This window comes from Escherichia sp. MOD1-EC6300, from assembly GCF_002965045.1.
Taxonomy (GTDB): Bacteria; Pseudomonadota; Gammaproteobacteria; order Enterobacterales; family Enterobacteriaceae; genus Escherichia; species Escherichia coli_F.
The window spans coordinates 375,199-387,214 of sequence record NZ_PTRH01000004.1 but is presented as its reverse complement, the minus strand read 5'-3'; the positions used below and the strand labels follow the sequence as shown (position 1 = coordinate 387,214).

Genomic DNA, 12,016 nt, shown 5'->3' with positions numbered 1-12,016 from the left:
GATTTCATTCTTATATGCCAGCAATGGCAGGGATTTGTTCACCCTTAAATCTGTAATGAGGTAAAACAAAATGAGTAAAGTCTTTATTTGCGCCGCCATTCCGGACGAACAGGCAATAAAGGAAGAAGGTGCCGTCGCTGTAGCCACTGCCATTGAAGCCGGTGATGAACGTCGCGCCCGCGCAAAATTTCACTGGCAATTCCTGGAACATTATCCGGCTGCTCAGGACTGCGCTTATAAATTTCTTGTTTGCGAGGATAAACCCGGTATACCCCGCCCTGCCCTCGATTCCTGGGATGCTGAATATATGCAGGAAAACCGCTGGGATGAGGCGTCTGCTTCCTTTGTCCCGGTCGAGACTGAATCCGATCCGATGAACGTCACTTTTGACAACCTAGCCCCTGAAGTACAGAACGCTGTCATGGTTAAGTTCCACACATGTGAAAACATCACTGTTGATATGGTGATTAGCGCACAGGAATTGTTGCAGGAAGACATGGCAACATTCGACGGCCATATCGTTGAAGCGTTGATGAAAATGCCAGAAGTTAACGCTATGTATCCGGAGCTTAAGCTGCATGCCATCGGGTGGGTTAAGCATAAATGTAAGCCTGGTGCCAAATGGCCCGAAATTCAGGCAGAGATGCGCATCTGGAAAAAACGTCGCGAAGGTGAACGCAAGGAAGCCGGAAAATACACGTCTGTTGTTGATCTCGCCCGCGCCAGAGCCAATCAACAGCACACTGAAAATTCAACAGGAAAAATCAACCCGGTCATTGCTGCCATTCATCGCGAATACAAGCAGACATGGAAAACACTGGATGACGAACTGGCCTACGCTCTCTGGCCTGGTGATGTAGATGCCGGAAACATTGACGGCAGCATCCATCGCTGGGCAAAAAATGAAGTTATCGACAACGACCGCGAAGACTGGAAGCGTATCTCGGCATCAATGCGCAAACAGCCTGATGCCCTTCGCTACGACCGCCAGACTATTTTTGGCCTTGTCCGTGAACGTCCGATCGACATTCACAAAGACCCTGTGGCACTGAACAAATACATTACTGAATACCTGACTACAAAGGGCGTGTTTGAAGATGAAGGAACAAATCAGAGCGCAACTGATACTCTCTCGTCGCCAGTACCAGAAACTGATGCAGTGGAAACGGCAATTCCAGACAACGAAAAAACCGAATGCAAAGTGGAAGTCGAACCATCTGTAGAACGTGAGGGGCCGTTCTACTTCCTCTTCACCGACAAGGATGGCGAAAAATACGGTCGCGCAAACAAACTTTCTGGTCTGGATAAGGCGCTGTCTGCTGGGGCTACTGAAATCACGAAAGAAGAATATTTCGCCCGCAAAAACGGTACATACTCAGGTTCACAACAAAATACTGGTGCATCTGACACGACCGCACAACCAGGGTCAGTAAAAGTTACCGCTGACGAAGTAAACAAAATTATGCAGGCAGCCAATATCAGCCAGCCTGACGCCGATGAACTGCTTGCAGTATCACGTGGTGAATTTGTTGAAGGGATTAGCGACCCGAATGATCCGAAATGGGTTAAGGGGATCCAGACCCGCGATTCTGTGAACCAGAACCAGCAAGAAACGGAACAGAACGACCAGAAAGCGGAACAAAACAGCCCAAATACGCAACAAAACGAGCCAGAAACGAAACAACCTGAACCAGTAGTGCAACAGGAACCGGAAAAGATCTGCACCGCCTGCGGTCATAGCGGTGGCGGCAACTGCCCTGATTGTGGTGCGGTGATGGGTGACGCAACATACCAGGAAATATTCGATGGAGAGAATCAGCCTGAAGTTCAGGAAAATGATCCGGAGGAAATGGAAGGCACTGCGCATCAGCACAAGGAGAACACTGGCGGCAATCAGCATCATGCCAGCGATAGTGAAACTGGCGAGGCGTCAGATCCCTTAATTAAGGCGAACGGTCATCATAATCTCACATCCACCAGCAGAGCGGGGATTCATCTGATGATCGACCTTGAAACCATGGGAAAAAATCCCGATGCCCCGATTATCTCAATAGGTGCAATATTTTTCGATCCGCAAACCGGAGATATGGGACCGGAATTTAGTAAGACTATCGATCTGGAAACTGCTGGCGGAGTCATTGATCGGGACACCATTAAATGGTGGCTTAAACAATCACGCGAAGCGCAATCTGCCATTATGACCGATGAAATCCCGTTAGATGATGCACTGTTACAATTGCGGGAATTTATCGACGAAAACTCCGGTGAATTTTTTGTTCATGTCTGGGGAAATGGAGCCAACTTCGACAACACGATTTTGCGCCGTTCATACGAACGGCAGGGGATCCCCTGCCCGTGGCGTTACTACAACGATCGCGATGTACGCACAATCGTTGAGCTGGGGAAAGCCATAGACTTCGATGCCAGAACGGCTATTCCATTCGAAGGTGAGCGCCATAATGCACTTGATGACGCCCGTTACCAGGCAAAATGCGTTTCAGCTATCTGGCAAAAACTGATCCCGAGTCAGGCTGATTCTTAATGTTCAACTGTCGCCGGTTGTGACTGGTATTCTGCAACCGGCGCTCGTCTGATGTAAGAGATAAAGAAATCGATGAGCGAAGTAATCATGATTGTCTCTCCCGGCAAATGGGTATCCGAAGAGCAGTTAATTGCGCTGAAAGGAATAAAAAAAGGTACGTTAAAAAAGGCCCGGGAAAAATCGTTTATGGAAGGAAGGGAATATAAGCATGTCGCTCATGACGGTATGCCATGGGATAACAGTCCATGCTTTTACAACCTGGAAGAAATTGATCGCTGGATTGAGCGCCAGGCATCAGCAAGACCAAGACGTCATCTTACTTGACTAAAAGCCACACTAACTAATGAGAGAAGTTGAAATGAAATATCCGACAGGCGTGGAAAACCATGGAGGGAAATTACGTATCTGGTTTGTTTATAAAGGCGTAAGAGTCAGGGAAAACCTGGGGGTTCCTGACACAGCAAAAAACAGGCGCGTTGCAGGTGAGCTACGCGCCTCTGTTTGTTACGCAATAAAAACTGGTGTTTTCGACTATGCAAAACAGTTTCCCTCCTCACGCAATCTGGAAAAATTTGGTGAGGCCCGACAAGATTTAACCATAAAAGAACTGGCTGAAAAATTTCTGGCACTGAAAGAAACTGAAGTCGCAAAAACATCACTCAACACATACCGTGCCGTCATCAAAAATATCCTGAGCATAATCGGTGAAAAAAATCTTGCCTCATCGATTAATAAAGAAAAATTACTGGAGGTTCGTAAAGAGCTACTGACTGGATACCAGATCCCCAAAAGTAACTATATTGTTACACAACCAGGGAGATCGGCTGTAACTGTAAATAATTACATGACAAATCTTAACGCCGTGTTCCAGTTTGGTGTTGATAACGGTTACCTGGCAGATAACCCGTTTAAGGGGATCTCGCCATTAAAGGAATCAAGAACCATTCCGGATCCTCTTTCGCGGGAGGAATTCATCCGTCTTATCGATGCGTGCAGAAATCAGCAAGCCAAAAATTTATGGTGTGTTTCTGTTTATACTGGCGTTCGCCCTGGTGAGCTGTGTGCACTTGGATGGGAGGACATAGATCTGAAAAATGGAACAATGATGATCAGGAGAAATTTAGCAAAAGACCGTTTCACGGTACCAAAAACACAGGCGGGAACCAATCGGGTCATTCATCTTATTAAGCCAGCAATCGACGCTCTCCGGAGTCAGATGACATTAACGAGACTGAGCAAAGAGCATATCATTGATGTTCACCTCAGAGAGTATGGCAGAACAGAAAAACATAAATGCACCTTTGTTTTTCAACCTGAAGTGTCAGCGAGAGTAAAAAATTATGGTGACCATTTTACCGTTGACTCAATAAGGCAGATGTGGGACGCAGCGATAAAACGTGCCGGACTCCGCCATCGAAAATCATATCAGTCGAGACATACTTATGCCTGCTGGTCGCTGACAGCTGGTGCTAACCCAGCATTTATAGCAAACCAGATGGGCCATGCAGATGCGCAAATGGTATTTCAGGTATACGGAAAATGGATGTCTGAAAACAATAATGCACAGGTAGCTTTGTTAAATACACAGTTAAGCGAGTTTGCCCCAACCATGCCCCATAACGAAGCAATGAAAAATTAATTTAATATTTATCAAATAGTTGACACGTATGACTCTTGAAATCCATAAATTCAAGCGCAGTGCCCAGCCATCCCGATACTGCTGCTTTCACCAAATCCTTAGTGCTTCTTTCGTGTTTTTCTATTGTCATAATGGTTATCTCTAAAAAAGAGGTAAGATGCGTACTACTTACTCGCCGTTATTGGTATTATTCAGAAAAAGTGAGTAAGACTTTGCAGCAATGCTTTTGATCCTGTTCAAATAAACTAATGGCATCAGCAACATGCTGGAAATCAAACGTATGGGTAATTAGTTTTTCTGGTTTAATTAACCCTTTACTTAACCAGTCGATAACGACCGGGAATTTATTTGCATTTAAGCGTGAAGAGAAAATAGAGAGTTCTTTTCCGGTAATTCCTTGCTGAATCACTTCAGACGGTTCACTGGAGAAGCCCATCAATACAATACGTGCCGCTGGAGAAGCCAGCGTTACGGCTTCTTTCAGGATTGAAGGATGACAAGCCGCATCGATAATTAATGTCGGCTTTATGCCTTTTTCAGCGAAAATCTCGCCAAGCGGTGTCTGGCTGTTATTAATCGCCCAGTCTGCCCCGCTCTCTTTCGCTTTTTCCAGTCGTTCATCAATGCGATCGGCAACAATCACATTCTTAACGTTATAGACGCCTTTTAATACCTGAACGATCGTCAGGCCGATTGGACCTGCACCGTAAACCAGAACGGTATCATTTTCAGTCGGTTGACCATGACCGGTAACGTTAGCCGCAATGGTAAAAGGTTCGATCATCACCGCATATTGATCGGCCACTGCTTCAGGAATTTTCCACGCATTTTTTGCCGGCACCACGGCATATTCACTGAAACCACCGTCAGCGTGCACACCTAATACAGCCAGTGTCGTACAAACGTTCGGCTTACCTATAGAGCACGGATAGCAATGCCCACAGCTGACCACCGGATCGACAGCAACGCGTTCACCGACTCTGTCGCTTTCCACGCCTTCACCCACTGCATCAATGACGCCAAAGAATTCATGTCCAATGACGCGCGGATATTTCGCAAAAGGATTATGCCCACGATAAATATGGCTATCTGAACCACAAATTCCGGCAAGTTTCACTTTTACTCGAACTTCACCCGCTGACGGGGTGGGTATTTCGCGTTCGATAATTGCCAGTTGATTCGGTTTTTCAATTAAAATGCTTTTCATTATCTTACTCCTTACCAGTTCCACAGCGTGCCATCTTCCAGACGTGCGACTGGCAGATAAGCAGGTTCATAGGGATATTTCGCCGCCAGCTTTTCATCGAATTCGATGCCAAGACCCGGTTTGTCTCCCGGATGCATATAGCCGTTATCGAAAGTCCAGTTGTGCGGGAAGACTTCGAGCATTTGTTCGGAATAGCCCATGTATTCCTGGACACCGAAATTGGGGACCCACAGATCAAAGTGCAGCGCCGCAGCCATGCAGACTGGTGACAAATCGGAAGGACCGTGTGAGCCAGTACGTACCTGATACAACGAAGCAAAATCGGCAATCCGGCGCATACCGGTAATCCCCCCCGCGTGAGTCAGCGTGGTGCGGATATAGTCGATAAGTTGTTCTTCAATCAGCTGTTTGCAGTCCCAGATGCTGTTGAAGACTTCACCCACTGCAATTGGCGTGACGGTGTGTTGGCGAATCAGGCGGAAGCATTCCTGGTTTTCCGCAGGCGTCGGGTCTTCCATCCAGAACATGCGATAATCTTCAATGCTTTTACCAAAGCGCGCCGCTTCAATAGGCGTTAAGCGATGGTGCATGTCATGCAGCAAATGTTCATTAAAACCAAACTTGTTACGTACCGCGTCAAACAATTTCGGCATGAAATCGAGGTATTTCTCCGTCGACCACAGCTGCTCTTCCGGCCACTGTCCTTTGGTTGCGGGTTCATAAGCCAGACCTTTGCCTTTCGACATGCCGTAGGTGGTTTTCATACCAGGGATTCCGCACTGCACGCGGATGGCTTTGAATCCCAGCTCCTGATGACGGGCATAATCATCCAGAGCTTCATCAATACTGTGACCGGTGGTATGGCAATAAACCATCACCCCTTCACGAGACGCGCCGCCGAGTAACTGGTAAAGCGGCATGTTGGCAGCTTTGGCTTTAATATCCCACAGCGCCATATCAACCGCTGAAATGGCCGACATCGTCACCGGACCGCGACGCCAGTAAGCACCTTTATAGAAAAACTGCCAGATATCTTCGATACGCTGTGCATCGCGACCAATAAGCTGCGGACAAAGGTGATCCTGCAAATAAGAGGCCACGGAAAGCTCACGTCCATTGAGGGTGGCATCCCCAAGGCCCGTAATACCGTCCTCAGTGGTGATTTTTAATGTGACGAAATTACGCCCCGGACAGGTAACAAAAACTTCAGCCTTTACGATCTTCATGTTCGATTCCTTGCATCGCTTGTCGTGATGCATGAAATCTACGCAACTGAGCTACTACCATACAAGTATGAGGATCGAAAAAAGCCGGAGTGATCACAAAAAAAGGCGTATATTTGCGCCGTGAATGGTTGACAAAAGATGAAATAGAATACCTTTTGTCAGCTGACACTTCCTTGTATCTTATTGATAAAATGGATTTATGTCCTTACGCGCGCCCCCAGCCCGCAACAATGATCAACATGCCGCAAAGCGCAATCAACGCCCCCGTCCAGTCATAAAGACTCAGTTTTACGCCATCCACAACGCGCAGCCAAATCAACGCCGTGCAGACATAAACGCCACCATAAGCCGCGTAAACACGCCCACTCGCCGCAGGATGCAACGTTAACAACCAGACAAACAGTGCCAGAGAAATCCCCGCCGGAAGCAACAGCCAGATACTGGCGTTTCGTTTTAACCACAACCAGGGCAGAAAGCATCCAATAATTTCACACAGCGCAGTAGCAAAAAACAGTAACGTTGTTTTAATCATCTTTGTCACTTATTGACATCATGTATAGTTATAGGACGACATAATATCATCAATATAAACATCCTCCTGGTACGTTTTGCGTTCGCAGTGGATGGTGTAGAATCACCTTTAATCATTCATACAGGGAATGAATTATGAAAACTACTCTCAGCAAACGAATTGGCCTGCTCGCTTTTCTGCTGCCTTGCACACTGGCATTGAGCACAACTGTTCATGCCGAAACTAACAAACTGGTGATTGAGTCTGGCGACAGTGCACAAAGCCGCCAGCACGCCGCTATGGAAAAAGAGCAATGGAATGACACGCGCAATCTGCGCCAGAAAGTGAATAAACGCACTGAAAAAGAGTGGGATAAAGCCGACGCCGCTTTTGATAACCGCGATAAATGTGAGCAAAGCGCCAATATCAATGCCTACTGGGAGCCAAATACATTGCGCTGCCTGGACCGTCGAACTGGCCGCGTTATTACCCCCTAACCTGTTATTGATTTAAGGAATGTAAGGACACGTTATGCCAAGCGCCCACAGTGTTAAGCTACGCCCGCTGGAGCGTGAAGATTTACGCTATGTACATCAACTCGACAATAACGCCAGTGTGATGCGTTACTGGTTTGAGGAACCCTACGAAGCCTTTGTTGAACTCTCTGATCTGTACGATAAGCATATTCACGATCAGAGCGAACGGCGCTTTGTGGTGGAATGTGACGGCGAAAAAGCCGGTCTGGTGGAGCTGGTGGAAATTAACCATGTCCATCGCCGCGCAGAATTTCAGATAATTATCTCCCCGGAATATCAGGGGAAAGGTCTGGCTACCCGCGCCGCAAAATTAGCAATGGACTATGGCTTCACCGTTCTCAATCTTTATAAGCTGTATCTGATCGTCGATAAAGAGAACGAAAAAGCAATTCACATTTACCGTAAGCTTGGCTTTACGGTTGAAGGTGAATTGATGCATGAGTTCTTTATTAATGGTCAATATCGTAATGCCATTCGTATGTGCATATTCCAGCATCAGTATCTGGCAGAGCACAAAACACCGGGGCAGACTCTCCTGAAGCCGACCGCACAATAGCATTAATAATAATCTATTGTATTTTTGATGGTATAAACCCGTTCGACGGCGGGTTTTACTCCTTCATCAACAATGATTAGCTGACAGTCCACCGGATTGGCGTGACTGTCATATTCACAGCTCTGTTTTACATTACCTACCCGTTGATTATTCAGTAAAGTAACCGCTGTGTAATCTAATTTTTTGATCGGATCCGTTGATGGCGTAGCGCTAACAGATAATGTTTTGTCGTTACTTTTCGTGGTTTTACCCAGCGGATAACCCTGATCATCATAGCGATATTCCATCTGCATCTGTTTGCTGCTGGCTTTAATCACGAAGCCATTATCATCGGTTTCCCAACTCACCCCGGCAGAAGGTAATTCTGCTAGCTGGCATTTTCCCTGCAAACGAACTCTTTTCTCCAGCGTCTGGGCATCACGGTAATAATTGGCGTCCAATACCAGGGCAACCACGGTATTATTTTCCAGATCCAGTAATTCGAGTGAATCAAAACAGCCTTCTTCCGACAAAGTCCCCGAAACACGCTTCGTTACTTCCCCTTGCTCATCCATTAATGTCTGAGTGAAATCTTTTACCGGACCACGCAGCGGATCAAAATCGAATTCATTAGAGAAACTGGCCATCTCAGGGGTAAATGAAAGTGTTACCTCTGTGCGGTCACATCCTGTGAGTAATATCGCGAGTAAGCATGGTAGTAATTTGTATTTCACAACAGTCACCAGACAGTAGAGATGATTCTCAATCATAGTAGCAAATACAGTACTTTACACGTTAAATGCTATGCTTAAAGAAGTTATATTCGCGTAAGGAGCTTATGATGAAACTCTCAACTTGCTGTGCCGCGCTTCTGCTCGCACTCACCTCACCCGCGGTACTCGCCGTGCCGGTTTCCTGTGAGCGCATACAGAGCGATATATCACAGCGCATTATCAATAATGGCGTACCCGAAAGCAGCTTCACGTTAAGTATTGTACCCAATGACCAGGTTGATCAGCCTGATTCCCAGGTCGTCGGGCATTGCGCCAATGATACGCATAAAATTCTTTACACCCGCACCACCAGCGGTAATGTCTCTGCCCCCGCGCAGTCTACTCAGGATGGCGCGCCTGCCGAACCGCAGTAACACATTATTGACTAAACGCCGGATTCAACAGGTCCGGCGATATGAACATACAACATAATCCCGCCTTATTACTCATACCCTTCTATTGATATGCATTAATAATTCTTAACCCAAAATGGGTAGACTCCCTCTATTGTTAGCGCGCTAAATATTCAATATATAAACTTTTATATAACGATAAAGAACAGGGAGTGAGTTATGTCCAAAAATGAACAAATGGTGGGCATCAGCCGCAGAACACTCGTTAAATCTACCGCGATAGGTTCTCTGGCGCTGGCTGCAGGCGGTTTTTCTTTACCGTTCACCCTGCGCAGTGCAGCGGCAGCGGTACAACAGGCCAGCGAAAAAGTGGTCTGGGGTGCCTGTTCCGTCAACTGTGGTAGCCGCTGTGCACTTCGTCTACATGTTAAAGATAATGAAGTCACCTGGGTGGAAACTGACAACACCGGCAGCGACGAGTATGGCAATCATCAAGTACGCGCCTGTTTGCGCGGTCGGTCCATCCGTCGGCGTATTAATCATCCCGATCGCTTGAATTACCCAATGAAACGCGTGGGCAAACGCGGCGAAGGCAAATTCGAACGGATTAGCTGGGATGAAGCCCTGGATACTATCGCCAGTAGCCTGAAAAAAACCGTCGAACAATATGGCAATGAGGCTGTATATATTCAGTACTCTTCGGGGATTGTTGGCGGCAATATGACCCGCTCTTCACCATCAGCCTCGGCGGTCAAACGCCTGATGAACTGCTACGGCGGTTCACTCAATCAGTATGGCTCCTACAGCACCGCGCAAATTTCCTGTGCCATGCCCTACACCTACGGCAGTAATGATGGCAACAGCACCACGGATATTGAAAACAGCAAGCTGGTCGTGATGTTTGGTAACAACCCGGCAGAAACCCGCATGAGCGGCGGTGGCATCACTTATCTTCTTGAAAAAGCGCGCGAGAAATCGAACGCAAAAATGATTGTTATCGATCCGCGATATACCGATACGGCTGCCGGTCGTGAAGACGAATGGCTTCCTATTCGCCCGGGCACCGATGCCGCGCTGGTTGCGGGTATTGCCTGGGTATTGATTAACGAAAATCTCGTTGATCAACCTTTTCTCGATAAATACTGCGTCGGCTATGACGAAAAAACCTTACCCGCAGATGCACCAAAAAATGGTCACTATAAAGCCTATATTCTTGGTGAAGGTGATGATAACACAGCGAAAACGCCGCAGTGGGCTTCGCAAATTACCGGTATCCCGGTGGACCGTATCATCAAACTGGCGCGTGAAATCGGCACAGCAAAACCCGCTTATATCTGCCAGGGTTGGGGACCGCAACGCCAGGCAAACGGTGAGCTGACCGCACGCGCTATTGCGATGTTGCCTATTCTGACGGGCAATGTCGGCATCAGCGGCGGAAATAGTGGCGCGCGTGAATCCACCTATACCATTACCATAGAACGCCTGCCGGTGCTGGATAATCCGGTCAAAACATCAATCTCCTGCTTCAGCTGGACGGATGCTATCGATCATGGCCCGCAAATGACGGCAATCCGCGACGGCGTCCGCGGCAAAGATAAACTGGATGTGCCCATTAAGTTCATCTGGAACTACGCGGGAAATACCTTGGTTAATCAGCATTCTGACATTAACAAAACGCATGAAATTCTGCAGGACGAATCGAAATGCGAAATGATTGTGGTCATCGAAAACTTTATGACCTCATCGGCAAAATATGCCGACATTCTGCTGCCAGACCTGATGACCGTTGAGCAGGAAGATATTATTCCTAACGATTACGCCGGTAACATGGGATATCTCATTTTCCTCCAGCCAGTCACCAGCGAAAAATTCGAACGCAAACCGATTTACTGGATCCTGAGTGAAGTCGCGAATCGTCTTGGACCTGACGTCTATCAAAAGTTCACTGAAGGTCGCACCCAGGAACAATGGTTACAACATCTGTACGCCAAAATGCTTGCCAAAGATCCGGCGTTACCGTCTTACGACGAACTGAAAAAAATGGGTATCTATAAGCGTAAAGATCCCAATGGTCATTTTGTCGCCTACAAAGCATTTCGTGACGACCCCGAGGCAAATCCACTTAAAACGCCTTCCGGTAAGATTGAAATTTATTCCAGCAAGCTGGCGGAAATTGCCCGTACCTGGGAACTGGAAAAAGATGAAGTGATAAGCCCACTGCCGGTTTATGCCTCAACCTTTGAAGGCTGGGACTCCCCTGAACGTAGTACCTTCCCACTGCAACTGTTTGGTTTCCATTACAAATCCCGTACTCACTCGACCTACGGCAACATTGATGTCCTGAAGGCAGCCTGCCGTCAGGAAGTGTGGATCAACCCTATAGATGCACAGAAACGTGGGATTGCCAACGGCGATATGGTGCGGGTGTTTAACCATCGTGGCGAAGTTCGGCTACCAGCCAAAGTGACACCACGCATTCTCCCTGGAGTTAGCGCTATGGGCCAGGGAGCCTGGCACGAGGCCAATATGTCTGGCGATAAAATCGACCACGGCGGCTGTGTAAATACGCTAACCACTCTGCGCCCTTCACCACTGGCGAAGGGAAACCCGCAGCACACTAATCTGGTCGAGATCGAAAAAATATAACCCACTACAACCATAAATTCTGGCATGACATTTTGTTTGAAAAGCAAT

Annotated in this window: 11 protein-coding genes; 7 read left to right on the top strand and 4 right to left on the bottom strand. The window is 47.4% G+C overall.

Features of this window, described 5'->3' with window-relative positions; translation table 11 throughout:
* Positions 1–70 precede the first annotated feature (70 nt).
* The 3 genes from BGE37_RS09265 to BGE37_RS09255 all read left to right on the top strand — a co-directional run bounded on the left by BGE37_RS09265 (position 71) and on the right by BGE37_RS09255 (position 4,181).
* Positions 71–2,542, top strand: coding sequence for an exonuclease (locus tag BGE37_RS09265; RefSeq protein WP_105287959.1), 2,472 nt, complete (start codon positions 71–73; stop codon positions 2,540–2,542).
* A gap of 72 nt (positions 2,543–2,614) precedes the next feature.
* On the top strand, positions 2,615–2,866 hold the full coding sequence (locus tag BGE37_RS09260; protein WP_000005552.1) for an excisionase family protein: 252 nt from the start codon (positions 2,615–2,617) through the stop codon (positions 2,864–2,866).
* 34 nt (positions 2,867–2,900) lie between these two features.
* A complete protein-coding gene (locus BGE37_RS09255) occupies positions 2,901–4,181 on the top strand; it encodes a tyrosine-type recombinase/integrase (protein ID WP_000876976.1) in 1,281 nt (426 codons plus the stop codon).
* A 187-nt stretch (positions 4,182–4,368) separates the two neighbouring features.
* Here the strand turns inward: BGE37_RS09255 and BGE37_RS09245 are convergent, their stop codons facing one another.
* The 3 genes from BGE37_RS09245 to BGE37_RS09230 form a co-directional block, all read right to left on the bottom strand.
* The gene (locus BGE37_RS09245; protein WP_000836045.1) at positions 4,369–5,388 is read right to left on the bottom strand and encodes a Zn-dependent oxidoreductase; all 1,020 of its coding nucleotides are present in this window, start codon (positions 5,386–5,388) and stop codon (positions 4,369–4,371) included.
* A gap of 11 nt (positions 5,389–5,399) precedes the next feature.
* Positions 5,400–6,614 (bottom strand): starvation-sensing protein RspA, encoded by a 1,215-nt coding sequence (rspA, locus tag BGE37_RS09240; protein WP_001354684.1) that lies wholly within the window; start codon positions 6,612–6,614, stop codon positions 5,400–5,402.
* Between the two features lie 205 nt (positions 6,615–6,819).
* Positions 6,820–7,146: a YnfA family protein gene (locus BGE37_RS09230; RefSeq protein WP_001314753.1), complete on the bottom strand. Its 327-nt coding sequence runs from the start codon at positions 7,144–7,146 to the stop codon at positions 6,820–6,822.
* A 134-nt stretch (positions 7,147–7,280) separates the two neighbouring features.
* Here BGE37_RS09230 and BGE37_RS09225 point away from each other — a divergent pair, with 134 nt between their 5' ends.
* Both BGE37_RS09225 and speG read left to right on the top strand, forming a co-directional pair.
* A complete protein-coding gene (locus tag BGE37_RS09225) occupies positions 7,281–7,622 on the top strand; it encodes a DUF1283 family protein (RefSeq protein WP_088541876.1) in 342 nt (113 codons plus the stop codon).
* 34 nt (positions 7,623–7,656) lie between these two features.
* Positions 7,657–8,217, top strand: coding sequence for a spermidine N1-acetyltransferase (gene speG, locus BGE37_RS09220; RefSeq protein ID WP_001138584.1), 561 nt, complete (start codon positions 7,657–7,659; stop codon positions 8,215–8,217).
* Positions 8,218–8,219: 2 nt separating this feature from the next.
* Here the strand turns inward: speG and BGE37_RS09215 are convergent, their stop codons facing one another.
* Positions 8,220–8,930 carry a YnfC family lipoprotein gene (locus BGE37_RS09215; RefSeq protein WP_074496925.1) on the bottom strand — a complete coding sequence of 237 codons (711 nt, stop codon included), beginning with the start codon at positions 8,928–8,930 and terminating at the stop codon, positions 8,220–8,222.
* A gap of 107 nt (positions 8,931–9,037) precedes the next feature.
* On the opposite strand from BGE37_RS09215, the gene BGE37_RS09210 reads away from it, so the two are divergent.
* Together BGE37_RS09210 and ynfE are read left to right on the top strand one after the other, a co-directional pair.
* Entirely contained in the window at positions 9,038–9,343 is a 306-nt protein-coding gene (locus BGE37_RS09210; RefSeq protein WP_105272232.1) for a DUF1161 domain-containing protein, read from the top strand.
* 198 nt (positions 9,344–9,541) lie between these two features.
* On the top strand, positions 9,542–11,968 hold the full coding sequence (gene ynfE, locus BGE37_RS09205) for a selenate/tellurate reductase subunit YnfE (RefSeq protein ID WP_088541874.1): 2,427 nt from the start codon (positions 9,542–9,544) through the stop codon (positions 11,966–11,968).
* Positions 11,969–12,016 lie beyond the last annotated feature (48 nt).

What these genes read in the sequence shown, in the direction of transcription:
- BGE37_RS09265 (WP_105287959.1), top strand. Translation starts at nt 71, where the DNA reads ATGAGTAAAGTCTTTATTTGCGCCGCCATTCCGGACGAACAGGCAATA.
- BGE37_RS09260 (WP_000005552.1), top strand. Translation starts at nt 2,615, where the DNA reads ATGAGCGAAGTAATCATGATTGTCTCTCCCGGCAAATGGGTATCCGAA.
- BGE37_RS09255 (WP_000876976.1), top strand. Translation starts at nt 2,901, where the DNA reads ATGAAATATCCGACAGGCGTGGAAAACCATGGAGGGAAATTACGTATC.
- BGE37_RS09245 (WP_000836045.1), bottom strand. Translation starts at nt 5,388, where the DNA reads ATGAAAAGCATTTTAATTGAAAAACCGAATCAACTGGCAATTATCGAA.
- rspA (WP_001354684.1), bottom strand. Translation starts at nt 6,614, where the DNA reads ATGAAGATCGTAAAGGCTGAAGTTTTTGTTACCTGTCCGGGGCGTAAT.
- BGE37_RS09230 (WP_001314753.1), bottom strand. Translation starts at nt 7,146, where the DNA reads ATGATTAAAACAACGTTACTGTTTTTTGCTACTGCGCTGTGTGAAATT.
- BGE37_RS09225 (WP_088541876.1), top strand. Translation starts at nt 7,281, where the DNA reads ATGAAAACTACTCTCAGCAAACGAATTGGCCTGCTCGCTTTTCTGCTG.
- speG (WP_001138584.1), top strand. Translation starts at nt 7,657, where the DNA reads ATGCCAAGCGCCCACAGTGTTAAGCTACGCCCGCTGGAGCGTGAAGAT.
- BGE37_RS09210 (WP_105272232.1), top strand. Translation starts at nt 9,038, where the DNA reads ATGAAACTCTCAACTTGCTGTGCCGCGCTTCTGCTCGCACTCACCTCA.
- ynfE (WP_088541874.1), top strand. Translation starts at nt 9,542, where the DNA reads ATGTCCAAAAATGAACAAATGGTGGGCATCAGCCGCAGAACACTCGTT.